Annotated in this window: 22 protein-coding genes; 5 read left to right on the forward strand and 17 right to left on the reverse strand. The window is 68.7% G+C overall.

The window, feature by feature from the left end:
* The first annotated feature begins 27 nt into the window (after positions 1-27).
* Positions 28-633 carry a hypothetical protein gene (locus tag RZE79_RS00130; protein ID WP_319358338.1) on the forward strand — a complete coding sequence of 202 codons (606 nt, stop codon included), beginning with the start codon at positions 28-30 and terminating at the stop codon, positions 631-633.
* On the opposite strand, the gene creC is transcribed toward RZE79_RS00130, so the two are convergent.
* A complete protein-coding gene (gene creC, locus RZE79_RS00135) occupies positions 627-2,069 on the reverse strand; it encodes a two-component system sensor histidine kinase CreC (protein WP_153281367.1) in 1,443 nt (480 codons plus the stop codon). The two genes, RZE79_RS00130 and creC, sit on opposite strands and share 7 nt — an antisense overlap.
* Positions 2,066-2,860, reverse strand: a complete 795-nt coding sequence (gene creB / locus RZE79_RS00140; protein ID WP_319358341.1) for a two-component system response regulator CreB — start codon at positions 2,858-2,860, stop codon at positions 2,066-2,068. The genes creC and creB overlap by 4 nt, the downstream gene beginning before the upstream one ends.
* Before the next feature lie 568 nt (positions 2,861-3,428).
* On the opposite strand from creB, the gene RZE79_RS00145 reads away from it, so the two are divergent.
* Positions 3,429-4,388 carry a TerB family tellurite resistance protein gene (locus RZE79_RS00145; RefSeq protein ID WP_319358343.1) on the forward strand — a complete coding sequence of 320 codons (960 nt, stop codon included), beginning with the start codon at positions 3,429-3,431 and terminating at the stop codon, positions 4,386-4,388.
* A gap of 105 nt (positions 4,389-4,493) precedes the next feature.
* Here RZE79_RS00145 and cueR read toward each other — a convergent pair whose 3' ends face one another.
* Both cueR and RZE79_RS00155 read right to left on the reverse strand, forming a co-directional pair.
* Complete coding sequence (gene cueR / locus RZE79_RS00150; RefSeq protein ID WP_319358345.1) at positions 4,494-4,916, reverse strand: Cu(I)-responsive transcriptional regulator; 423 nt, start codon at positions 4,914-4,916, stop codon at positions 4,494-4,496.
* Positions 4,913-5,107, reverse strand: a complete 195-nt coding sequence (locus RZE79_RS00155; protein ID WP_153281364.1) for a heavy-metal-associated domain-containing protein — start codon at positions 5,105-5,107, stop codon at positions 4,913-4,915. Before RZE79_RS00155 ends, cueR begins: the two co-directional genes overlap by 4 nt.
* Before the next feature lie 170 nt (positions 5,108-5,277).
* On the opposite strand from RZE79_RS00155, the gene RZE79_RS00160 reads away from it, so the two are divergent.
* Positions 5,278-7,548 (forward strand): heavy metal translocating P-type ATPase, encoded by a 2,271-nt coding sequence (locus RZE79_RS00160; protein ID WP_319358348.1) that lies wholly within the window; start codon positions 5,278-5,280, stop codon positions 7,546-7,548.
* Between the two features lie 12 nt (positions 7,549-7,560).
* Here RZE79_RS00160 and RZE79_RS00165 read toward each other — a convergent pair whose 3' ends face one another.
* From RZE79_RS00165 to RZE79_RS00180, 4 genes are all read right to left on the reverse strand, one after another.
* Positions 7,561-8,049: a GNAT family protein gene (locus RZE79_RS00165; protein WP_319358350.1), complete on the reverse strand. Its 489-nt coding sequence runs from the start codon at positions 8,047-8,049 to the stop codon at positions 7,561-7,563.
* Positions 8,050-8,133: 84 nt separating this feature from the next.
* A complete protein-coding gene (locus tag RZE79_RS00170; protein WP_319358352.1) occupies positions 8,134-9,414 on the reverse strand; it encodes a beta-ketoacyl-[acyl-carrier-protein] synthase family protein in 1,281 nt (426 codons plus the stop codon).
* A complete protein-coding gene (locus RZE79_RS00175) occupies positions 9,411-9,698 on the reverse strand; it encodes a phosphopantetheine-binding protein (protein WP_319358354.1) in 288 nt (95 codons plus the stop codon). Before RZE79_RS00175 ends, RZE79_RS00170 begins: the two co-directional genes overlap by 4 nt.
* Before the next feature lie 17 nt (positions 9,699-9,715).
* Positions 9,716-10,600, reverse strand: a complete 885-nt coding sequence (locus tag RZE79_RS00180) for an alpha/beta fold hydrolase (protein WP_319358356.1) — start codon at positions 10,598-10,600, stop codon at positions 9,716-9,718.
* Between the two features lie 116 nt (positions 10,601-10,716).
* On the opposite strand from RZE79_RS00180, the gene RZE79_RS00185 reads away from it, so the two are divergent.
* Entirely contained in the window at positions 10,717-11,406 is a 690-nt protein-coding gene (locus RZE79_RS00185; RefSeq protein ID WP_056574813.1) for a response regulator transcription factor, read from the forward strand.
* 8 nt (positions 11,407-11,414) lie between these two features.
* Positions 11,415-12,800: a sensor histidine kinase gene (locus tag RZE79_RS00190; RefSeq protein WP_319358361.1), complete on the forward strand. Its 1,386-nt coding sequence runs from the start codon at positions 11,415-11,417 to the stop codon at positions 12,798-12,800.
* 4 nt (positions 12,801-12,804) lie between these two features.
* Here the strand turns inward: RZE79_RS00190 and RZE79_RS00195 are convergent, their stop codons facing one another.
* The 9 genes from RZE79_RS00195 to RZE79_RS00235 form a co-directional block, all read right to left on the reverse strand.
* A complete protein-coding gene (locus RZE79_RS00195) occupies positions 12,805-13,281 on the reverse strand; it encodes a GNAT family N-acetyltransferase (protein WP_319358363.1) in 477 nt (158 codons plus the stop codon).
* Positions 13,278-13,763, reverse strand: coding sequence for a RidA family protein (locus RZE79_RS00200; RefSeq protein WP_319358365.1), 486 nt, complete (start codon positions 13,761-13,763; stop codon positions 13,278-13,280). The genes RZE79_RS00195 and RZE79_RS00200 overlap by 4 nt, the downstream gene beginning before the upstream one ends.
* Positions 13,764-13,844: 81 nt before the next feature.
* The gene (locus tag RZE79_RS00205; RefSeq protein ID WP_319358367.1) at positions 13,845-14,948 is read right to left on the reverse strand and encodes an alkene reductase; all 1,104 of its coding nucleotides are present in this window, start codon (positions 14,946-14,948) and stop codon (positions 13,845-13,847) included.
* A gap of 267 nt (positions 14,949-15,215) precedes the next feature.
* On the reverse strand, positions 15,216-16,025 hold the full coding sequence (locus RZE79_RS00210; RefSeq protein WP_319358369.1) for a GntR family transcriptional regulator: 810 nt from the start codon (positions 16,023-16,025) through the stop codon (positions 15,216-15,218).
* Between the two features lie 40 nt (positions 16,026-16,065).
* The gene (locus RZE79_RS00215; RefSeq protein ID WP_319358371.1) at positions 16,066-17,058 is read right to left on the reverse strand and encodes a tripartite tricarboxylate transporter substrate binding protein; all 993 of its coding nucleotides are present in this window, start codon (positions 17,056-17,058) and stop codon (positions 16,066-16,068) included.
* Entirely contained in the window at positions 17,055-18,878 is a 1,824-nt protein-coding gene (locus RZE79_RS00220; RefSeq protein WP_319358373.1) for an acyclic terpene utilization AtuA family protein, read from the reverse strand. The genes RZE79_RS00215 and RZE79_RS00220 overlap by 4 nt, the downstream gene beginning before the upstream one ends.
* A complete protein-coding gene (locus RZE79_RS00225; RefSeq protein ID WP_319358375.1) occupies positions 18,875-19,660 on the reverse strand; it encodes an enoyl-CoA hydratase/isomerase family protein in 786 nt (261 codons plus the stop codon). The genes RZE79_RS00220 and RZE79_RS00225 overlap by 4 nt, the downstream gene beginning before the upstream one ends.
* 16 nt (positions 19,661-19,676) lie before the next feature.
* The gene (locus tag RZE79_RS00230) at positions 19,677-20,498 is read right to left on the reverse strand and encodes an enoyl-CoA hydratase/isomerase family protein (RefSeq protein ID WP_319358377.1); all 822 of its coding nucleotides are present in this window, start codon (positions 20,496-20,498) and stop codon (positions 19,677-19,679) included.
* The gene (locus RZE79_RS00235; RefSeq protein ID WP_319358379.1) at positions 20,498-21,742 is read right to left on the reverse strand and encodes a CoA transferase; all 1,245 of its coding nucleotides are present in this window, start codon (positions 21,740-21,742) and stop codon (positions 20,498-20,500) included. Before RZE79_RS00235 ends, RZE79_RS00230 begins: the two co-directional genes overlap by 1 nt.
* Between the last annotated feature and the right edge of the window lie 70 nt (positions 21,743-21,812).

The following is a 21,812-nucleotide window of genomic DNA, read 5'->3' on the forward strand; positions in this document are numbered from 1 at the left end:
TCTCTTCTCTCCCCTTTTCTCGCATCCATGGAAATCCTCACCCTGGTGGCACTCATTGCCGCTGGCTTCTACATCCTGAAGTCCAAGGAACAGCGCCAGCGCATCGCGCTGCTCGGCCGCCATCTGGGCCGCTACCAGATCGAAAAGCTGATGGAGAGCCTGACCCAGGGCTACCTGCGCTGCCTCGGCGAAGACGACGCCGAGCGCCGCCAGCAGATCTGGCACCTGCTCGACAGCACCGAGGAAAAGCTCGCCGCCCAGTTCGAGACCTTCGCCGCCGACCTGGCGCGCGAACCCGAAGCCGACACGCGCGTGAGCCGCCTGCCGGTGGCCTTGCCGTTCGCCACCACGCTGTTCCCGTCCGCGAGTTTCGACCTGCGCGAAGCGCTGCGGACTCACGCGCGCGGCATCGCGGGCGTGGCGAAAAATACGGCGGGCCGTTCACCGAAATCGAAGGCCTTCACGATGTCGGCCGAGCTGTTCCTGATGCAGCACACCTGCCACTGGTTCTGCAAGTCGAAGGCCGTGGCCTCGGCGCGCATGCTGACGCGGCATCAGACCTCGTACGAGCAATTGCTCGAAGCCGTGAGCCCCGAGACGCGCAACGCGTATCGCGCCCTGGTCGGTCAGTGATGCGTTGACAGCAGCGGCAGCGTGAGCGTCGCCACGGCGCCGCCGCGCGTCGCGTTGCCCAGGTCGATGCGGCCCCGGTGCAGCGTCGCAATTTCCTTCACGAACGCGAGCCCCAGCCCCGTGCTTTTCTTCTGGCTGTGCGGCCGGGCGAGCGAATAGAACTTCTCGAAGACCTTGTCCTGCGCGTAGTCGGGGATGCCCGGGCCGTGGTCGCGCACGTTGATGCGCGCCAGCCGCGACGTGGTCTCCAGCGTCAGCAGCACCTCGCTGTCGGGCGGTGAAAAGTCGAGTGCGTTGTCGAGCAGATTGCTGATCGCGCGCCGCAGCAGAAACGGATCGCCTTCAACGCGTGCGGGCTCCCGAATGTTCACGATCAACCGGATGCCGCGCCGCGACGCGGCGGGCTGTGCGCTGCCCGCAATGTCTTCGATCAACGGGCCCAGTGCCACCGGTTCGGTGCGGTCGAGGGTGCGCCGCGTTTCGAGCGCGGTGAGCTCCATCATGCGGTCGACGATTTCCTGGATGCGCTGCGTTTCGCGTTCGATGTTTTTCAGAAAACGTTCGCGCTGGTCGTGCGGCATCTGCGGTTCCTGCAGCAGCTCGGCCGCGCCGCGAATGGCCGAGAGCGGGCTCTTCACTTCGTGCGTGAAGGTCTGCACGTAGTCGGCGACGTAGTTGCGCCCGGTGAGCGCATCGCGCATTTCGCCGAAGCCGGTGCGCACCGCATCGACCGCGCGCCGCGCCATGCGCGACAGGCTCAGGCTGCGCTGCGCGCGCACCCAGGTCCAGTAGTCGCGGATCAGGCCGAAGGGCCGCACCAGCCACACCGAAACGATCACGGTGAGCAGCAGCAGCGCCAGTGCCGAACCCACGCCGACCCAGATGGTGCGCACGCGGGCGTCTTCGACGAACTGGCCGAAGCTCTGCACCGGCTTGCCGACGCTGACGACGCCGACGATCTCGTCGTTCCAGCGGATCGGCGCACCGACGTACATCACGGAGGTGCGCGGGTCGCCGTCGACGTCGCGCGAGGTGCGCGCGCCGTACAGGCCGCCGAGCGTGCGCTTCACGTCGCTCCACTGCGAGTAGTCGTTGCCCAGGTGGCGGCCGAGCGAATCGAACATCACGCGGCCGGTGCGGTCGGTGACGTACACGCGCAGCTCGACCCGGCTCTTGTGCAGGTTGTAGATCTGGGCCGAAAACTCGCGCGTGTAGACGCTGCGAAACAGCGGCTCCAGCCGCGCCGTGTTGATGGCGCCCGCGATCACGTCCTGCTCGACCAGGCTGGCCATGAGCTGCGAAGTTTCGACCAGTGATTCTTCGGCCGACTCGCGGTAGCGCGGGTCGATGTCGGAGACGACGCGGTACAGCAGGAAAGCGATGCCTGCCGTGTAGATCAGCAGGATGCCGATGAAGATCCGCGTGCGCCGGGTCATGCCCTGCTGGCAGGCAATTCTTCGTGCAGCGCGTAGCCGGTGCCGCGCAAGGTGCGGATCGGCTCGACCTCGGGCGCGATGGTCTTGAGCTTGGCGCGCAGCGTCTTGATGTGCGCGTCGACCGTGCGGTCGAAGCTGTCGCTGGCGTCGTCCCAGACGAGCTGGAGCAGTTCGTCGCGCGTGAACACGCGCCCCGGGCGCTGGACCATGAGTTTCAGCAGCCCGTATTCGTAGCGCGAGAGTTCCAGCAGCCGTCCGTAGTAACGGATTTGCATGCGCTCGCTGTCGAGCGAAAAGGGCGTTGCAGGGGTCTGTGGCGCCGCTGGAAGCGGCGCCGGCGCGTTTTGATGGGGTACCCCATGAATCGGCGCTGCGGCGACTGGCGGGCTTCCTACGCCGTTTCTGGCGCTGCGCCGCAGGATGGTTCGGACCCGGGCGACCAGCTCCCGGGGAGAGAACGGCTTGGCGATGTAGTCGTCGGCACCCAGTTCGAGGCCCACCACGCGGTCTATTTCGTCGCTGCGGGCCGTCAAAAACACCATCGGTACCTCCGGGCCACCCATCGACTGATTCAGCGCCTGGAGGCGTTTGAAGAGCTCGAAGCCGTTCAGGTCGGGCAATCCGATGTCCAGGATCGCGAGCGCAGGGCGTTCCTGCGCGAACTGCGCGATGGCTTCTTCGGCCGTGGCGCACCAGACCGGCTGGAAGCCGTCGCTGCTCAGAACGTACTGGAGCGTGTCGGCGATGCCCGATTCGTCTTCGGCAATCAGGATCCGGGGTTTGAAGCTCATCCGGCGATGTTAGCGAGGGCCAAGGACGACCCGTGCCCGGTTTTTCGCCCGAGGCGCCGGGGACCGGCGCGGCCTTTCGCGGTTTTTTTTTCGGGCGCGGCTTTTCCCCTTCCTGTCTTCTTATTCTTCTTATTCAAATTAGTAGTAGTAGATAAGGGTCGCACCCTTCTGTGGAAAGGTCGCTTTTTCCTTGACGTGACAACGACTTGTCATGCCTGCGTCACTGTGCGCACCCGCGCTTCCGTGGTGTACCCGCAACTTGGACAACATGGGGTAACCCGCCGGCCCTGTGGATAACCGATGGCTTGTGCCAGAACTCTCCCCAGAGTTGTCCTTTGACAGCCTTCCACAATTCTGCGAAAGGCGGTTTTCCGACAAAGAAATCAAGTGCCTGTTATTTGGGCATGTTGTAGATTTCCTTTGTAAATCAATGACTTGCAGCGCCCCTACAGAGCAGTGCCGGGGTTACCCACAGAGTTGTCCCAGTTTTGTGGGGAGAACGCGAAGCGGAACCTTCGGGCGCGGCGCGGACCCAATCCGTTCCTTCACATGACGAAAAAACTCGAACATGACACCTTCTGAAACAAAAGCGATCGTCACCCTGAGCCTGCTGGCGGCCTTCGTCGACGGCGAAAAGCACGAACGCGAGCGCGCCGAGATCAAGCGCATCGCCGAGGGCCTGTCGCAGGCCGACGGCGTGAACCTGCCGACGATCTACCAGGACGTGCTCATGAAGCGGGTGTCGCTGGCCTCGGTGGCCGGCGAGCTGAAAAGCGCCGAGTCGCGGCAGCTGGCGTACGAGATGGCGGTGTGCATGTGCGACGCCGACGGCGTGCAGTCGGAGCCGGAGCGGCTCTTTCTGATGGACGTGCGCAGCTCGCTCGGCTTGGACGCCTCGGTGGCGCAGTTCTCGCAGCGGGCGGAAGACATTGCCGCCGCGGTGCCGGCGGCTGTGGCGGCCACGGGCGCGACTGCGGTTGCAGCGGCGGCCCCCGCGGCGCCGCAGGCGCCCGACAGCACCGAGCTGGACCGCGCGATCCTCAACGCCGCCATCCTCAACGGCGCGCTCGAGCTGCTGCCCGAGACGCTGTCGACCATGGCGATCATTCCGCTGCAGATGAAGCTGGTCTACCGCATCGGGCAGGCGCACGGCTACCAGCTGGACACCGGCCACATCAAGGATTTCCTGGCCACGGTGGGCGTGGGCCTGACCTCGCAGTACCTGGAGCAGGCCGGGCGCAAGCTGCTCGGCGGCTTGCTGGGCAAGGTCGGCGGCGGCCTCCTGGGCGGTCTCGGCAAGCAGGCCGTGAGCTCGGGCATGAGCTTCGCGTCGACCTATGCGCTGGGCCATGTGGCCAAGCGCTACTACGCGGGCGGCCGCACGCTGTCCACGCAGATGCTGAAGGACGCGTTCTCGAATGTGGTGAAGGAAGGGCAGGGCCTGCAGACGCAGTACCTGCCGGCGATCCAGGAACGGGCGCGCACGCTGGACACGAGCCAGGTCCTGTCGCTCGTGAAGAACGCCTGACTTTTTCCAGGGATACCGTGGAACCGGCTTTGCCGGGCCACCGGTATCGCCCCCGGCGAGGGGGTTGGCGCAGCGACACGAAGTGCGCGAAGCCTGGGGGAGTACCTAAACTTGGCTCAGGTCGTCCAGGATCGGGCAGTCGGGCCGCGCATCGCCATGGCAGCAATGCACGAGGTGCGCGAGCGTGCTGCGCATCGACTGCATGTCGGCGATGCGCTGCTCCAGTTCACCGAGGTGCTTTTCGGCGATGCGCTTCACGCTCGAACTGGCGCGGCGGCGGTTGTGCCACAGGCCGACCAGTTCGGCGATCTCTTCCATCGAAAAACCCAGATCGCGTGAGCGCTTGATGAAGCGCAGCGTGTGGATGTCGGCGTCGTTGTACTGGCGGTAGCCGCTCTCGGTGCGCGCCACCGCCGGCAGCAGCCCCAGGCCTTCGTAGTGGCGCACCATGCGCGCCGACACGCCCGACAGCCGCGCGGCCTCGCCGATGGCCACCTGGCGGCCGTGGGCCGTGGTCGCTGTCGTCATTGAACGGTGTAGCCGGCGTTCTCGATCGCGGCCACGAGGTCCTGGCGCGGCTGCTGGCTCAGCACGTCCACATGGCCGGTTTCGAGATCGACCGTGACCTGCGCATGCGGATCGACCGTCTGTACCGCGTCTTGCACTGCCTCCACGCAGTGGTTGCAGCTCATGCCGGAGACCTGGAATTTCTGGCTCATCGTCGTTGCTCCTTGGGGGGAATGGATGATTGAATGAAGGGTGAAGAGATTGAACACCCGAATCGGGGACAACGCCAGTTTCAACCCTCTCACGATGTCAACGTCCAGCCAAGGGCTTTGAAAAATCGCCGCTTGACCTTGCCATGGTGTCAGGCTTTAGCCTCGGCACCATGGAACACATTCAGCCCCCACCCTCATCGGCCGCCGCCGCCACGCTGGACCTCTCGGTCGGCGGCATGACCTGTGCCTCGTGCGTGATGCGCGTGGAGCGCGCGCTCAAGAACGTGCCCGGCGTGCAGGACGTGAGCGTCAACCTCGCGACCGAGTCGGCCCGCATCGTGGCCACCGGCGGCGAGGACATGGCGCTGCTGCTGCGCCGTGCCGTGCGCGCCGCCGGCTACGAGCCGCGTGCCGAAAGCACTGCGCAAGACGAGGCCGCGGCGATGTCGCCCTGGCACGGCTTCATGCCCGTGGCCGTCGGCCTGGCACTGTCGATCCCGCTGATGGCGCCGATGCTCGGCGACCTGATCGGGCAAAGCTGGATGCTGCCGCCCTGGGTGCAGTTGCTGCTGGCAACGCCGGTGCAGTTCTGGCTCGGCGCGCGTTTTTATCGCGCGGGCTGGCATGCGGCCAAGGCCCGCACCGGCAACATGGACCTGCTCGTGGCGCTGGGCACCAGCGCGGCTTTCGGCCTGTCGCTGTGGCTGTGGTGGCGCGCCGCCACCGGCGAGCATGCGGGGCACGGCATGGTGCCGCACCTGTACTTCGAAGCCTCGGCGGTGGTGATCACGCTGGTGCTGCTGGGCAAGTGGCTCGAGGCGCGCGCCAAGCGCCAGGCCACGTCGGCGATCCGCGCGCTGCAGCAGTTGCGGCCCGAAGTGGCCCACCTGATCAATGCACGCGGCAAGGAAAGCGACGTGCCGCTGGCCGACGTGATGGTCGGCGACCGCCTCGCCGTGCGTCCCGGCGAACGCGTGCCGGCCGATGCGCGCGTGCTCGAAGGGCAATCGGAGGTCGACGAATCGATGCTCACGGGCGAACCGCTGCCCGTGGCCAAGAACCCCGGCGATGCCTTGACCGGCGGCGCGGTGAACGGCGACGGTCGCATGGTCATCGAAGTGCGCGCGGTCGGCGCCGAAAGCGTGCTGGCGCGCATCATCCGGCTGGTCGAAGACGCACAGGCTGCCAAGGCGCCGATCCAGCGCATGGTCGACCAAGTGGCGGCCGTGTTCGTGCCGGTCGTGTTGCTGATCGCGCTGGTCACGTTTGCGGGCTGGATGTTCGCGGGTGCCGGCGTCGAGACTGCGCTGATCCATGCGGTGGCGGTGCTGGTCATCGCCTGTCCGTGTGCGCTGGGTCTTGCGACGCCGGTGGCGGTGATGGCGGGCACGGGCGTGGCCGCGAAGCACGGCATCCTCATCAAGGACGCGCGCGCTTTGGAAATCGCGCACCGCGTCGACACCGTGGCCTTCGACAAGACCGGCACGCTGACAGTGGGCCGCCCCGTGCTCACGGCGCTGCTGCCCGCGGCCGGTGCGCTGGCCAACGAAAACGACCTGCTCGCCACGGCCGCCAGCCTGCAAGGCGGCAGCGAGCATCCGCTCGCACGCGCTGTGCTCACCGCTGCCGCCGAACGCGGCGTGCAGGCACCGCCGCTCGGCGCGATGCAGGCGATGCCGGGCCGCGGCGTGCGCGGCGAAGTGAACGGCGCGACCTGGGCCATCGCGAGCCTGCGCTGGTGCCGCGAACTCGATGCGATGCCGGCCGAAGCCGACATCGAGCGCCTGCAGTCGCAGGGCGCCACGGTGTCCGCACTGCTGCGCTTCGACGACGCCGGTTCCGCGCATGTGCAGGCACTGCTGGCCTTCGCCGACGAGCCGAAGCCGCAGGCGGCCGAAGCGATCCGCACCTTGCGTGCGCGCGGCCTGCGCGTGGTGATGATCTCGGGTGACAACCTGCGCGCAGCGCAGGCGATGGCGGCGCGGCTCGGCATTCCGGCCGAAGACGTGCGCGCCGATGTGCTGCCCGCCGACAAGGCCGAGCAAGTGAGCGCATTGCGCAAGAACGGCCACGTGGTCGCGATGGTCGGCGACGGTGCCAACGACGCACCCGCACTGGCCGCGGCCGATGTGGGCATCGCGATGGCGCCTTCGGGCGGCGGCACCGACGTGGCGATGGAAGCGGCCGGCATCACGCTGATGCGCGGCGACCTCGCGCTCGTGGCCGAAGCGCTCGAACTCTCGGGCCGCACGGTGGCGAAGATCCGGCAGAACCTGTTCTGGGCTTTTGCCTACAACGTGGCCGGCATTCCGCTTGCGGCCTTCGGTTTGTTGAGCCCGGTGGTGGCCGGCGCGGCGATGGCGCTGTCGAGCGTGAGCGTGATGGCCAATGCGCTGCTGCTGCGGCGCTGGAAGCCGAAGCACCAGCAGCAGCAACATTGATCCGACAGCGGATCAGTCGAACAGCAGCGCCATCAGGTGCTCGTCGATGAAGTCCGCTTCACCGGCCCGGCGGTAGAACTGGCGCAGCGTGCCTTCGTGCACGAAGCCCAGCCGGGCATAGAAACGCAGGGCCGTGGCGTTGTCGCTCTCGGCCATCAGCTCGACGCGGCGAACGCCTTCGGCCTTCAGCCGCGCGAGCACGTCGGTCACCATGGTCTGCGCGATGCCGCGGCCATGCAATGTGGGATCGACCGCGAGCGTGCCCAGGCTCGCCACATGCTGCGCACGGCCCGGGTAGCGTGTGACGCGGTAGAAACCGGCGACCTGGCCATCGACGTCGAAGAGGAAGAAGGCACCGCTGTCGAGCAGGCCCTGGAAGATCGGGCGAAAGTCGTCGCGCGGCATCGGGTCATAGCCGAGGTAGGGCACGACCCGCTCGTGCATGTAGAGATCGAAGACGGCGTCGAAATCGGAGGGGGTGGCGAGGCGGTGCAGGGGCATGTCGCGCTTCTTCTGTGGGAACGATGCGGCGCAGCATAGCAAGGCGGTGCCGACGATGGCACCGGTTTTTCTGTCCCCTGGAGGTCAGCGCCGGCTCGCCACGATCACCGCATTCGTGCCGCCGAAGGCGAAGGAATTCGACAGCACATGGCGCAACCCCCGCGCCTCGCGCGCGGCGCCGCGCACGAAATCGACATTGCCGAATGCAGCATCCGGCGTGTGCAGGTGGGCGATGGGCGGCAAGGCCTCGCGCGCCAATGCACGCAATGCGGCCACGAGTTCGATGGCGCCACCACCGCCGAGCACATGGCCATGGATCGCCTTGGTCGCGCTGATCGGTGCGGTGTCGCCGAAGAGTTCACCGATCGATGCAGCTTCAGCCGCATCACCAGCTGCAGTGGCCGTGCCGTGGGCGTTGATGTGGCCGATGTCCGACGGCGTGAGCCCGGCGTCGCGCAGCGCCGCACGCATCGCACGCACCTGGCCGGCCGGGTCGGGATTCGTGATGTGCGTGCCGTCGCAGTTGCTCGCGTAGCCGCTGAGCACGAAGGGCTGCGCGCCGGTACCACGCGCTCGCGCATGCGCCTCCGACTCGAGCACCAGCGCAGCCGCGCCCTCGCCGATGGCGAAGCCCGCGCGGTCGGCCGAGAACGGACGGCACGCGGACGCGGGCGCATTGGCCGGCGGTGGTGCCATCACACGCATCGCATGCCAGCTGGCCATCACCCCGGGCGTGAGCATCGCATCGTGGCCACCGACGATGGCGATGTCGATCCAGCCGCCGCGGATGGCGCGCATGGCTTCGCCGATGGCGACCGCTGATGAAGCGCAGGCGCATGCATAGGCCAGCGCCGCACCACGCGCGCCGAAGTGCAGCGCCAGTTCGGCAACGGCCGCGTTCGGCATCACGGTGAGTACGGTGGTGGGGCGCATGCGGCGCTGTTCGCCGTAGAGCGCGCGCGTGGTGGCGTCGAAGGTGCTGGCGCCGGCCAGGCCGCTGCCCCAGAAGATGCCGAGGCGGTCGCGGTCGATGGTGTCGAGATCGAGCCCGGCATCGGTTGCAGCATCTTGCGCAGCGGCCAATGCCATCGCGGTGCCACGGTCGAGTGGCAGGCGCGAGGCGCTGCGCACGCCGCTGGCGTCGAAGTCGCAGGTGGCGGCAGCAATCGCCATCAGGTCCATGCCCGGAATCTCGAGCGTCTGTGCGCGCACCGCGGAACGGCCGGCGAACAGTGCGTCGTCGAAGGCCTCGATGCTGCGTCCGAGCGGCGTGATGAAGCCGAGGCCGCTCACGTGCACGGGTGCGGCGGCGGTGCGCGCGGTCGAGGCGGCCGCGAGCACGGCGTGGGCGGCGCCGCTGCTCATGCCGTGGCTGCCATCGGCTCGCTGCGTGCGGCAGCTGCTTCACCTTCGGCATCGATCACCTCGCACAGCCGCTGCAGCGTGATGCCTGCTTCGCGCGGGTCGAGCCGGTCTTCCGGAATGCGCAGGTGGAACGCGTCTTCGACTGCGAAGACGAACTCCATGAGCGCCAGCGAATCGAGGCCGAGGTCCGACAGCGCGGTGGCCGGCGAGATGTTCGCGCGGTCCACGCGGAAGTCGGTCTCGAGGATCGTGGCGATGCTGTTGAAGGTGGGAGAGGAAGACATGAGGGGGTTCCTTTCTTTCAGGCGTGGAGAACGGAAAGTCCGCGGGTGCGGACCACGGGTTCGGGCACCGGGCCGTGGGCCACGGTTTCGGCGAAGGCGAGGGTCTCGCGCACCACCTGCTGGCGGTCGTTGTCGATGGAGATCATGTGGTAGCTGTTGTTCAACACCACGGTGCGCAGCGAGGCGCAGCGCAACCCGCGCACGAGCAGGTCGAGGTTCGACAGGCTGGCCACCTCGTCTTCGCGCGCATGCAGCGCCAGCACCTGTTCGCACTGCACGTCGTTCAGGCGTCGCCTCACATGGCGGATGAGCCGGTCGTGCTCGCGCAGGTGGCCCACGCCGATCACCGCGCTGCCGGCGCGCGAGACCTGGCGATGGCGCAGTTCGCGTTCGATCCAGGTGCGCACGCGCTCGTTCTTCACGCCGTAGGGCGGGCGCTCACGGTACTGCCAGAAGCGGCCCAGCGGCGTGTAGAAAGCCAGCGGCAGCAGGCAGCGCGTGCGTGGCACGGCCCAGCCGTCGAAGCGCAGCGTGGTCGACATGAGCACGAGCGCATCGACCTCGCGCCCGCAACGGATCGCGCCGCCCAAGGCCAGCGACGCGCCGGCGGAGATGCCGACCAGCATCACGCGGTCGTGCGTGCGCCGCAGCGCCTTCACGTGCGCTTCGAGCGTGTCGAGCCAGCGTTCGAAAGGCACGGCCTGCTGCAGTGGCGCGGCCACGTCGAACGAGTAGCCCACGATGCACAGCGGCTGCACCGCATACCCGTGGCGCTGCAAGGTCGATTGCACGGTCAGCAGCTCGTCAGGTGTGCTGCATAAACCATGGAGCAGAACCACCGCGGTGCGCTGCACGGCGGGGGACACCAGGCTCAAGGGATCGGAGGGATCGCGTGCACTCATCGGAAGGCGTGTCGTATGCTCATGCCGCGTTTATCGCGGTGAGCGACTGACCGGCCGCTGACGCGTCTTTCACCAGGGCAGATCCACAGAATCACACACCCACTCATTCACTCACCATGCGAATCCTGCTTGTGGAAGATGACACCGTGCTGCGCGACGTGATGCTGCGCAGCCTCGCCGACGCGGGCCACCGGGTCGATGTGTCGACCAACGTCGAGGACGCCGACCACCTGTGGCGCGTGCAGCCCTTCGATGCCGTGCTGCTCGACCTCAACCTGCCTGCCACCGCCAGCCCCACCAGCGGCCTCGCGAGCGGCCTCACTGCGTTGCGACAGGCGCGAGCACGCGGCGATCGCACGCCGGTGCTGGTGCTCACGGCGCGCGGTCGCACCGAAGAGCGCATCGCCGGGCTCGATGCGGGCGCCGACGACTACCTGGGAAAACCCTTCGATCTCGCCGAGGTGGAAGCGCGGCTGCGTGCGCTGGTGCGGCGTGCCAAGGGCACCGAAGACATCGTGGTGCTCGGCCAGCTCAAGCTCGACCGCAAGGCGCGGCGCTTCGCGGTCGCGAACGCGCCGCTCGATTTGCCCGCGCGTGAGTTCGAGGTGCTGTGGGAGCTCATGAGCCCACCGGGCCGCACGGTGAGCAAGCGGGCGCTGTCGGACAAGCTCTCGGGCTTTGACGAATCGCTCGGCGACAACGCGCTCGAGGCCTTCATCTCGCGCCTGCGCAAGAAGCTGCTCGGTTCGGGCGCGGGCATCCGCACCTTGCGCGGCATCGGCTACCTGCTCGAAGCCGAGGTGTGAGGCCACCGGTGAGCGAGTCAACGCCGACGGCCGCTCGCACCGCGCCGTCGCTCACGCGGCGCGTGCTGCGCAACGTGCTGGTGCCGCTGGCGCTGACCTGGATGGCGGGCGCGGTGATCGCATTGGTCATCGCCAACTACTTCTCCGAACAGGCCTTCGACCGCGGCATGCTCGACGACGCCTATGCGCTGTCGGCCAACGTGCAGGCCGGCGAGCGCGGCATCGAGCTGCTGCTGACGCCGCGCGAAGTGGCGACCGTGCTGTTCGATCAGACCGACAAGGTCTACTTCTCGGTGCAGCGGCTCGACGGCACGCCCATCTCGGGCAGGGTCGACCTGAAGGCGCCGCTGCCCGACGAAGGTTCGCGCTACCGTTTTTCCGACATCGACTACGACGGGAACGTGCTGCGTGCGGTCGTGCTCGATCACGACACGGAGCCCGGCCTGCACATGCCCTACCGCGTCATCGTGGCGCAGACCACGCTGAGCCGCGCCGCGCTCGTGCAGCGGTTGTTGTTCTATGCCATGGCGCCGCAGGTGCTGCTCCTCGTGCTGCTGGCCGTGTGGCTCTGGCATGGCATCCGACGCGATCTGCGACCGCTCGGCGACTTGCAGCGTGCGCTCGACACGCGCGACGTGCGCGACCTCTCGCCGGTGGCCGTGGCGCAGACCTCGAAGGAACTGCAGCGCCTGGGCGATGCGGTGAATGCGCTGTTCGACCGGTTGCGCTACAGCGTGCGCGCACAACGCGAGTTCGTGGGCAACGTCGCGCACGAGCTGCGCACGCCGCTCGCCGGCATTCGCGCACTCGCCGAGTACGGGCTCGCGCAACACGACACCGCGGTGTGGCGCGAGCAGCTCACGCGCGTGTCCGAACGGCAGGCGCGCGCGAGCCACCTCATCGACCAGCTGCTCGCACTCGCGCTGGCCGACGAGGCGCGCACCGACCTGCAGCGCACACCAGTGGCGCTCGATGTGCTGGCCGAACAGACCGTGCTGCGCCACCTCGCGCGTGCCGATGCACGCGGTGTCGACCTGGGCGCACGCGGCCTCGACGACGGCGTGACGGTGCTTGCGAACGAAGCGCTGGTGGAGGGCATCCTCGACAACCTCATCGACAACGCGCTGCGTTATGGCGGTCGCACGATCACGGTCGAACTCGCGGGCCGCACGCTGAGCGTGATCGACGACGGACCCGGCATTCCCCTCGAAGCGCAGCGCGACCTCATGCAGCGCTGGGCGCAAGGTCCCGCAGGCCAGAAGCTGGGGCAGGGCGCGGGGCTGGGGCTGTCGATCGTGGCGCGTTATGCCGAACTGCTGGGGGCGGAGTTGCGGCTCGAAGCGGCGGAGCCTGCGGGTCTGCGCGTGAGCGTGACCTTCGCAGACGACGCCTGAGGTTTCACGCGGCCGTCAGTGGCTTGCGCAGATAGACGCGCGTGCGGCCGTCGAGCGATTCGCGCCGGTACTCGACATAGCCGATGCGCTGGTAGAGCGCGAGGTTCTCGGTCATCTTCTCGTTCGTGAACAGGTAGATCGACCCGTGGCCCTGGCGCAGCGCTTCGCGCTCGGCCAGTTCGAGCAATGCGCGACCCGCGCCGCTGCCCTGGTGGTCGGGGTGAACGGCGATCACATCAATGAGGAAGCCTTCGTCGGTCACATCGAGCAGCAGTGCCGCGCCGATCTGTTGCGCCGGCCGCTCGGCCACCCAGACCTGCAGGTGCGCGATGGCCTCGGCGTAGTCGCGCGTCATCGGCCTTGGCGTGAGACCCAGGCGCGGGATGTAGGTGCGGAAGGCCTCGACGGCGCAGGCAGTGACGGCTGCCACGTCGTCGGCGGTCGCGCGGCGCAAGGTCCAGGACGTTGTGTCGGTGCTCATGCGTCGAACTCGACTTCGCCCTCGATCTCCACCGGGATGCCGAAAGGCAATTCGGCCATGCCCACGGCGCTGCGCGCATGGGCGCCAATGTCGGGGCCGAAGAGTTCGAGGATCAGGTCGGAAAACCCGTTGATCACCGCCGGCTGCTGCTGAAAGCCAGGCGCCGAAGCGACCATGCCGAACACGCGCGTCCATGCGGTGATGCGGTCCAAATCACCGAGCGCGCGCTGCAGGCTGCCGAGCATTGCGAGCGCGGTGAGGCGCGCGGCGATGTAGCCCTGCTCGACCGTCAGCTCCGCGCCGAGCTTGCCGAGCGGCGTGGCGATGCGACCGTCGGCAGTGAGCGGGCCATGGCCCGAGACGATCGCGCGCCGGCCGATGAGGCGGACGAACTGGAAGGGGAGGAGGACGCCGGGCGGTGGCGTGACCGGCGGGGGCAGCACGAGGCCGAGTGCTGCGAGCCGTTGTTCGATGCGGGCCATGGCGTTGCGCTCCTGCAGACGGACGTTGATGAAGAAAAGGTCCGCTGCATCTTGCCATGGCCCTCAGGGGCCGTCGGGGACTCAGCCCAGCGCCGGATAGTCCGTATAGCCCTTGACGCCCCCACCATACATCGTCGCCTTGTCCAGCTCGTTCAGCGGCGCGTTCTCACGCAGCCGGCGCACCAGGTCAGGATTCGAGATGAAGGGCTTGCCGAAGGCCACGAGGTCGTCGCCTTCCTTCAGGGCTTCTTCGGCCAGGGGGCGGTCGTAGCCGTTGTTGACCATCCACGCGGCCTTGCCGCCAGCGGCGCGGTAGGCGGCCTTGAGGGCTTCGTAGTCGAAGGGGCGGTCGGCAATTTCGCGCGGGCCGCCGGTGGCGCCTTCGATGATGTGGATGTAGGCCAGGTTCAGCGGTGCGAGCTGTTTCACGACGTAGGTGAACAGCGGTTGCGGGTCGCTGTCGTGCGCGTCGTTGGCGGGCGTGACGGGCGACAGGCGGATGCCGGTCTTGCCGCCGCCGACGGCGTCGACCACGGCGCGCGTGGATTCGAGCAGCAGGCGTGCGCGGTTCTCGATGGAGCCGCCGTAGTCGTCGGTGCGCTTGTTGCTGCCGTCTTTCAGGAACTGGTCGAGCAGGTAGCCGTTGGCGCCGTGCAGCTCCACGCCGTCGAAGCCCGCGGTCTCGACGGCGTTGCGTGCGGCCACCGCAAAGGCGTGGACGATGCCGGGCAGCTCGGCGGCGTCGAGCGCGCGCGGCTCCGAGGTTTCGACGAAGGTGGGCACGCCGTCCTTGATGAGCACGGTCTTGGTCTTGGCGGTGATGGCCGAGGGCGCGACGGGCTTGCCGCCATCGGGCTGCAGTTCGGTGTGCGAGACACGGCCCACGTGCCACAGCTGCACGACGATCTTGCCGCCCTGGGCGTGCACGGCGTCGGTCACGCGCTTCCAGGCGTCGAGCTGTTCGGTGCCGTAGAGGCCGGGCACGTCGGAATAGCCCTGGCCCTGGTGGCTGATGGCGGTGGCTTCGGTGATGAGCAGGCCGGCACTGGCGCGCTGCGCGTAGTAGGTGGCGGCGATGTCGGGCGGGATCGCATTGGGCGAGCGGTTGCGCGTGAGCGGCGCCATCACGATGCGGTTGGCGAGCTGCAGGTCGCCGGCCTGGACGGGGTCGAAAAGGGTGGACATCGCGGATGGAGGGGGCAGAGTTGAAACAGGCCCGAGGCTAAGCCGCCCGCCTCAACCCTGCTGTCGCACGGTTGTCCCGATTGGTGCTAGGGACGGCAAGTCAGCTCAGAAGGTGTGAATGAATCCGGCGTGGCCGAGCAGCCCGCCCAGGCGCGTTCCCTCAAGGCGCAAAGCGCAGCCATAGCTTGGGCTATGGCGAGCATTTGAAACGCGGAGGGGGCGCGCCTGGGCGGGATGAGCGGGCATGGCGGGTTCGTTCACACTTTCTCAGGGCAGCGCCAGGGCCTCGGGGATCAGCGACGCCCCGGCGTTGGCCCAGGTGGCGAAGGGCATCTCGATGTCGGACACGAAGCGGTCGCCCCGGTACCAGAAGCGCCCGGCGAGCGCGATGCGGCCCTGGGTGTCGAACACGCGGCGCTCCATGTGCGCGATGGGGGTGGCAAAGGAGCAGTGCAGGTACTGCGCGAGCAGCAGGTCGGCCGGCGCCACGGTGAGCGTCTGCTGCACCTTGTGCATGCGTTCGGCGGCATGCTGTTCGAGCAGGTGGGCGATCTTGTGGTGCTGTTCGCTGTCGGGCGGAAAGAGCGCGTGGATCTCCGACGCCACATGGATCTCGACGAGGCAGAAAGGCTCGTCGTCGTGCACGTGGATCTTGCGGATGAAGGCGTAGTCCGCAAAGGTGGCGCTGCCGCGTGCCAGGCCTTCGGGCAGCGGCTGCTGGCGGCGCTGCTCGAGGATGTCGAAACGGATGTTGCGCGCCCGCGGATCGTTGATGGCGTTGCGCAGCAGCGGGTCCGTGCAGGCGGCGGGCCGCGCCGCGACGAAGGTGCCGCGGCCGCGCTGGCTGGTGAGCAGGCCTTCGCGCGCGAGCACGCCGTAGGCCTGCCGCACGGTGACGCGCGCGAGCTTGTAGTCGGCCGCGAGCTGCGCCACGGTGGGCAACTGCTGGCCGGGCTGCAGTTCGCCATGGGTGATGCGGTGGCGCAGCACGCTGGCCAGTTGCAGGTACTGCGTGACGCCCGCGCCGTGGTCGCCACCCAGGGGCGAAGGAAGAGGGGACGCGGCGGGGAGGTTCATGTCGGGGGCGGTGCGCTGTGCTGCGTGGCGGGACTGCGCCTCAGGGAGTGTCGATGCGCAGCGAGCGGATGAATGGTACCCATCGCGCGCGCTCGGCCCGCCCATAGGCCTCGGCCTGCGCGGGCGTGGTCGGCCCCAGCGGATCGGACGCGCCCTGCGCGAGCCGCGCCTGCACGGCCGGCAACGCCAACGCCTGGTTGAGCGCGGCATTGAGCCTGGCGAGCACCTCGGGCGGCGTGCCGGCGGGCGCCATCAGCTCGTTCCAGGTGTAGGCCTCGTAGTCGCGCAGGCCCTGCTCGGCGAAGGTCGGCAGCGTGGGCGCCATCGGGCTGCGCTTGTTGCCCGAGATCGCGAGCATCTTCAGCTTGCCCTGCTTCGCCAGTGGTGCGGTCGAGATGAGGCCGTCGAACAGCAGCTTCACATGGCCGCCCGAGAGGTCGATCAGCGCAGCGCCGTTGCCCTTGTAGGGCACGTGCAGCAGCTGCACGCCGGCGGCCTTGGCGAAGGCTTCGCCGACGACGTGGCTGATGGAGCCCGGGCCGCCGGAGCCGTAGCTGACCACGCCGGGCTTGGCTTTCGCAAGCGCGATGAGTTCCTTCAGCGTGCCCGGCATGTCGGCGCTGGCCACCAGCACGAGCGGTGTGCGTGAGACCAGGCCGATGGCCTGCAGGTCTTTCTCCACGTCGAAGGGCAGCGAGCGGTACAGGCCCACGTTCATCACCAGCTGCGAGCTGGTGCCCAGGCCGATGGTGTAGCCGTCGGGCGCGGCCTTGGCGACGGCGTCGGTGCCGATCACGCCGCCACCGCCGCCGCGGTTTTCCACCACCACGCTCTGGCCCAGTTGCTGCGTCATCGCAACCGCGAGCTCACGCGCGATGGTGTCGTTGCCGCTGCCGGTGCTGAAGGAGACGATGAGGCGGATCGGCCGCGACGGCCAGGCCGGCTGCGCCAGCGCATGCAGCGGCGCGCCGAGCACTGCGGCGCCGCAGCTGCCCAGCACCAGCCTGCGTCGCCGGATGCGCGCGGCGTTCATGGCAACAGCGCCAGCAGGGCGGTGCTCGCACGCACCGGCATCGCGAGCAGGATCTGTCCCATGCCCTTGCCCAGCGGGTCGTTGCGCAGCGAGGCCATGCCGCCGCCGCCCAGCGCCTGTTCGCAGACGAAGTTGAAGGCGTCGATGCCGGGCACGTCGTAGCGCGTGACGCGGCCCTGCACCAGGTGCGCGAGCCATGCGGCCACGCGGGCCTCGGTGAGCTGCGCGCGCAGCAGCGGCAACAGCGCGGGGTGGCGCGCGATGATGCCGATGTTGGAGGTGTCGCCCTTGTCGCCGCTGCGGGCCCACGCGAGGCGGATCAGCGGCACTTCGATGCTGTCGGCGGTGTCGATGTCGGCCACGGTGTCTGCCGAAGCGACCGCCGCACGGGGTGCGCCGTCTCCCGGCCCCGCCTGCGTCGGCGGCACCTCGACCGGCGCACGATCGACCGTGACGTGCGGCTGCACCCGCGCCTTGTCGAGCAGGAACGCGTACTGCCGGATGGACGGCGAGACCGATGCGCGCCCGCCGCCCGCGCCCGTGGTGCCCGGCGCCCACGAGGTGCCCGCCGGCGCGACCTCGCGTGCGAACAGCTCCAGGGCTTCCTTGCGCGGGTGCGTCACCGCGAGGCGCAGGATGGCTTCACGCGTTGGCGTGGCCTGGGCATGCGGTCCGTAGCAGGACTCGGCACCCAGCACTTCGAGCTGCGTGCCGCTGTAGGGCCCGAGGCCGGCGGCCGCGATCAGCTCGCTCGTGCGCGTGAGGATCGCCTCGCCGGTGCGACGCGCCTTGGCCACCGCATCGAAGCCGACGATGGTGAGCTGCGCCGCGGTCTTGAAGCCTTCGACGTAGGTGGCGCAGACCTTGTAGGTGGCGGTCGGTGCGCGCCCGCGCGCGCCGTGCACGGCCACGCGGTGTTCGCCGGCCTGTTCGATGCGCACCTGCGTGAAGTCGGCCACCACGTCGGGCAGCAGGTAGGTGGCGGGGTCGCCGATCTCGTAGAGCATCTGCTCGCCGACCACCGCGGGCGTGAGCTTGCCGCCGGTGCCCGCGGGCTTGGTGACGACGAAGCTGCCGTCGGCGCTGCACTCGACGATGGGATAGCCGATGTGCGGCCAGTCGGGCACGGTGTCCCAGTCGGTGTGCAGGCCGCCGGTGGCCTGGCAGCCGCATTCGATGATGTGGCCCGCGAGGCTGCCGGCCGCCAGCAGGTCGTGGTCGCCGGGCTGCCATTTGAATTCGTGCATCAGCACGCCGAGCGTGACGGCCGAGTCGACACAGCGGCCGGTGATGACCACCTGCGCGCCCGCATCGAGCGCCGCCTGCACGGGCCGCGCGCCGAGGTAGGCGTTGGCGGTGAGCACGCGCTCGGGCAGGGCCGCGCCGCTCTGCAGTTCGCGCACGGGCGGTTGCGATGCGCGCAGCTCGGGCAGCAGCGGCGACACGTCGTCGCCGCTCACCACCGCGATCTTCAGCGCGATGCCTTGCTCGGCAGCGAGCGCGGCCAGTGCGTCGGCGCAGCCTTGCGGGTTGACGCCGCCCGCGTTGCTCACGACACGGATGCCTTGTGCCACCACGTCCTTGAGCACGGCCTTCATGGCGACCGAGACGAAGTCGGTGGCGTAGCCCAGTTCGGGCTTCTTGAGCCGTGCGCCCGCGAGGATCGACATGGTGAGTTCAGCCAGGTAGTCGAACACCAGGTAGTCGATCTGTCCGCTGGCCACGAGTTGTGGCGCGCCCACGCTGCTGTCGCCCCAGAAGCCGGAGGCGCCGCCGATGCGGACGACGCGGTCCTTGCTGTTCTTTGTGTTGCTGTTCATCGGCCACTCCATTGCGGTTTGCGTTTTTCGCGGAAGGCGAGCTGGCCTTCCGCGGCGTCTTCGGTCAGGGCGAAGAGGGCGATCTGGCTCTCGGTGAAGGCCATCGATTCTTCAAACGCCATGGCCTCGATCTTCTTCATCGTGTACAGGCCGCGGCGGATGGCGGCGGGCGACTTGTCGAGCATGCGACCGAGCAGCCAGTCGACGCTCTCGTCGACGTCATCGCTCACGCGGTTGACGAGGCCGTGTTCGAGCGCCTGTGCGGCGGTGATGGGTTCACCGGTGATGCACATCTCGGACAGCACGCGGCGCGGCAGCAGGTCGCCGAGCACGCTGAGCACCTGCGCAGGAAAGAGGCCGACCTTCACCTCGGGCAGGCCGAACACGGCCTGGCTGCTGGCCACGGCCATGTCGCACATGCCCATGAGCCCCATGCCGCCGGCCATGCACGCGCCGTTGACGCGCGCGATGAGCGGCACGGTCGATTGCTTCGCCTGGCGGAACAGGTTGGCGAAGCCCTGGTAGGGCTGCGAGTGGTCGAACTTGAAGGCGCTGCCGCTTTGCAGGTCGGCGCCCGCGCAGAAGGCGCGCGTGCCCGCGCCGGTGATGACGACGGCGCGCACGTCGGTGTTGCGGTTGGCGCGCGCCAGCGCGTCGGACAGGCCGGCGAGCACGCCCGCGCTGATGGCGTTGCGGCGCGCTTCGCGGTCGATGGTGAGCCACATCACGGCGCCGCGCATTTCCTCGCGCAGTTCAGTGGGGGACGGGGCGTGGTCGGTCATGCGGTGGGTCCTTGAGTCAAGAGGAAGAAGAGGAGGGCGAGGCGGGCCACTGGAAGCGCGCCGGCCGGCGCTGCGTGAAATCGTCGATGGCCTGGCGGTGGTCGTCGGTCGCGAAGGCCAGGCCTTGCGCCATGGCTTCGAACTCGAACATCGCGTCCATGTCGCTGTCGAAGGTGCGCTGCAGACCCTGCTTGGTGAGGGCGATGGCGGTGGCGGGGCCGTTCGCCAGTGCGGCGGCGAGGGCCTGTGCGTGCGACAGCAGCGCGTCGGCGGCGACCACTTCATGGACGATGCCCCAGTCCCTCGCGGTCTGTGCGTCGAGCTCGCGCGCCGACAGCATCAGCGCCTTGGCGCGGTTCAGGCCCACGCTGCGCGCGAGCGTGAAGAGCGCGCCGCAGTCGGGCACGAGGCCGACCTTCATGAACGACATGCAGAAGCGCGCGCTCGGCGCGGCGAGCACGATGTCGGCCGTCAGCGCCAGGCCGAAGCCGCCGCCGTAGGCACAGCCCTCGACGGCCGCGACGACGGGCTTGTCGCTCTGCATCAGCAGGTGCATGCCGGCCTGTGCGTCCTTCATGCGCAGGCGGCCGGCGGATGCTTCGAGGCGTTCGATCTCGCGCATGCCCTTGACGTCGCCGCCCGCGCAGAAGTGGCCGCCGCGTCCGGTGAGGACGATGGCGCGCACCTGTGGGTCTTCGACGGCATGGCGGATGGCATCGAACATCTGCGCGCGCATCTCGAGGTCGAAGGCGTTGCGGCGTTCGGGCCGGTCGAGCGCGAGGGTGGCGACGTGGCCGTCGATGTCGCAGGCGATGAAAGAAGAAGCGGTGGTGGTCATCAGGATGCGCGCACGGCGCCGTTGTGAATGAGGGCGTCGATGCGCGCGTCGTCGTAGCCCGCTTCGCGCAGCACTTCGCGGCTGTGCTGGCCCAGGCGCGGCGGCGGCGTGGCGGGGCCGGGCGGCGTGCCGGACCATTCGCTGGGCACGGCCATCTGGCGGATACGGCCGACGTCGGGGTGCTCCATCTCGCTGAAGAAGCCGATGTCCTGCAGGTGCGCGTCGGTGAGCAGCGTGTCGAAGGTGTGCATCGGAAACACCGGGATGTCGGTGGCCGCGAGCAGGGCCTGGCACTCGGCGGTGGTGCGCGTGGCCAGCGCCTCGCCGACCATCGCGTAGAGCGCATCGATGTGCCGCGTGCGCGCGCGGATGTCGGCAAAGCGCGGGTCGCTGTCGAACAGCGCGGGCTGGCCGATGGCGGCGAGGAAGGCGCGCCACTGCGGGTCGGTGTAGATCAGGCAGCAGACGTGGCCGTCGCGCGTCGGGTAGGGCCGGCGTTCGGGCGAGAGCAGGCGCGGGTAGCCGAAGTCGCCCTGCGGCGGCACGAAGGTCTGGTTGTAGAGGTGGTCGCCGAGCACCTGCGGCACCATGGTCTCGAACATCGGCACGTCGATGCGCTGGCCGCGGCCGGTGCGCTCGCGGCCGTAGAGCGCGGCGCTGATCACGCCGAAGGCATACAGGCCCACCGAGCGGTCGGCGATGGTGATGGGCAGGTAGCGCGGCGTGCCGTCGGGGCTGCCCATGGCCATGGCCTGGGGCAGGGCGCAGGCGGCCTGGATGAGGTCGTCGAAGGCCGCGCTCGCGGCATGGCGCCCGCGCTGCGAGAAGCCGAACATGCCGACGTAGAGCAGGCGCGGGTTGAGGGCGGCGAGCGCGTCGTAGCCCAGGCCCAGGCGCTCCATGGCCTGCGGGCGCACGTTGTAGGTGAGCACGTCGGCGTCGCGCACGAGGTCGAGCAGCGCGGCACGGCCCTCGGGCGACTTCAGGTCGAGCGCGATGCTGCGCTTGTTGCGGTTCATGCCCAGGAACAGCGGGCCCATCTTCTGCTGGCCCTGGGCGCCGATGCCGCGCACCACGTCGCCCTCGGGCGCTTCGACCTTGATCACGTCGGCGCCGAGGTCGCCGAGCATCTGCGTGGCCGAAGGGCCCATGAAGATGGTGGTGATGTCGACGACGCGCACACCGGTGAGCGGGCCGCGGGCACCGGGCTCGTCCGCAGGGGAAGAAGGCGAAGGAGAAGACATCGGCCTCAATCTCTAAAGTTCTATTTATAGAGTTTATGAGGCGAAAGAAAAGCCGCGCAAGGCGGCTTCT

Source organism: Variovorax sp. EBFNA2 (genome assembly GCF_033802765.1).
GTDB classification, from domain to species: domain Bacteria; phylum Pseudomonadota; class Gammaproteobacteria; order Burkholderiales; family Burkholderiaceae_C; genus Variovorax; species Variovorax paradoxus_H.

Excerpts from the sequence above, each read along its gene's own strand:
- RZE79_RS00170 (WP_319358352.1), bottom strand. The coding sequence starts at position 9,414 with ATGAGCAGCGGCGCCGCCCACGCCGTGCTCGCGGCCGCCTCGACCGCG.
- RZE79_RS00235 (WP_319358379.1), bottom strand. The coding sequence starts at position 21,742 with ATGTCTTCTCCTTCGCCTTCTTCCCCTGCGGACGAGCCCGGTGCCCGC.
- RZE79_RS00175 (WP_319358354.1), bottom strand. The coding sequence starts at position 9,698 with ATGTCTTCCTCTCCCACCTTCAACAGCATCGCCACGATCCTCGAGACC.
- RZE79_RS00195 (WP_319358363.1), bottom strand. The coding sequence starts at position 13,281 with ATGAGCACCGACACAACGTCCTGGACCTTGCGCCGCGCGACCGCCGAC.
- creC (WP_153281367.1), bottom strand. The coding sequence starts at position 2,069 with ATGACCCGGCGCACGCGGATCTTCATCGGCATCCTGCTGATCTACACG.
- RZE79_RS00215 (WP_319358371.1), bottom strand. The coding sequence starts at position 17,058 with ATGAACGCCGCGCGCATCCGGCGACGCAGGCTGGTGCTGGGCAGCTGC.
- RZE79_RS00180 (WP_319358356.1), bottom strand. The coding sequence starts at position 10,600 with ATGAGTGCACGCGATCCCTCCGATCCCTTGAGCCTGGTGTCCCCCGCC.
- RZE79_RS00200 (WP_319358365.1), bottom strand. The coding sequence starts at position 13,763 with ATGGCCCGCATCGAACAACGGCTCGCAGCACTCGGCCTCGTGCTGCCC.
- RZE79_RS00130 (WP_319358338.1), top strand. The coding sequence starts at position 28 with ATGGAAATCCTCACCCTGGTGGCACTCATTGCCGCTGGCTTCTACATC.
- RZE79_RS00220 (WP_319358373.1), bottom strand. The coding sequence starts at position 18,878 with ATGAACAGCAACACAAAGAACAGCAAGGACCGCGTCGTCCGCATCGGC.
- RZE79_RS00205 (WP_319358367.1), bottom strand. The coding sequence starts at position 14,948 with ATGTCCACCCTTTTCGACCCCGTCCAGGCCGGCGACCTGCAGCTCGCC.
- RZE79_RS00145 (WP_319358343.1), top strand. The coding sequence starts at position 3,429 with ATGACACCTTCTGAAACAAAAGCGATCGTCACCCTGAGCCTGCTGGCG.
- cueR (WP_319358345.1), bottom strand. The coding sequence starts at position 4,916 with ATGACGACAGCGACCACGGCCCACGGCCGCCAGGTGGCCATCGGCGAG.
- RZE79_RS00210 (WP_319358369.1), bottom strand. The coding sequence starts at position 16,025 with ATGAACCTCCCCGCCGCGTCCCCTCTTCCTTCGCCCCTGGGTGGCGAC.
- RZE79_RS00225 (WP_319358375.1), bottom strand. The coding sequence starts at position 19,660 with ATGACCGACCACGCCCCGTCCCCCACTGAACTGCGCGAGGAAATGCGC.
- RZE79_RS00165 (WP_319358350.1), bottom strand. The coding sequence starts at position 8,049 with ATGCCCCTGCACCGCCTCGCCACCCCCTCCGATTTCGACGCCGTCTTC.
- RZE79_RS00185 (WP_056574813.1), top strand. The coding sequence starts at position 10,717 with ATGCGAATCCTGCTTGTGGAAGATGACACCGTGCTGCGCGACGTGATG.
- creB (WP_319358341.1), bottom strand. The coding sequence starts at position 2,860 with ATGAGCTTCAAACCCCGGATCCTGATTGCCGAAGACGAATCGGGCATC.
- RZE79_RS00160 (WP_319358348.1), top strand. The coding sequence starts at position 5,278 with ATGGAACACATTCAGCCCCCACCCTCATCGGCCGCCGCCGCCACGCTG.
- RZE79_RS00230 (WP_319358377.1), bottom strand. The coding sequence starts at position 20,498 with ATGACCACCACCGCTTCTTCTTTCATCGCCTGCGACATCGACGGCCAC.
- RZE79_RS00155 (WP_153281364.1), bottom strand. The coding sequence starts at position 5,107 with ATGAGCCAGAAATTCCAGGTCTCCGGCATGAGCTGCAACCACTGCGTG.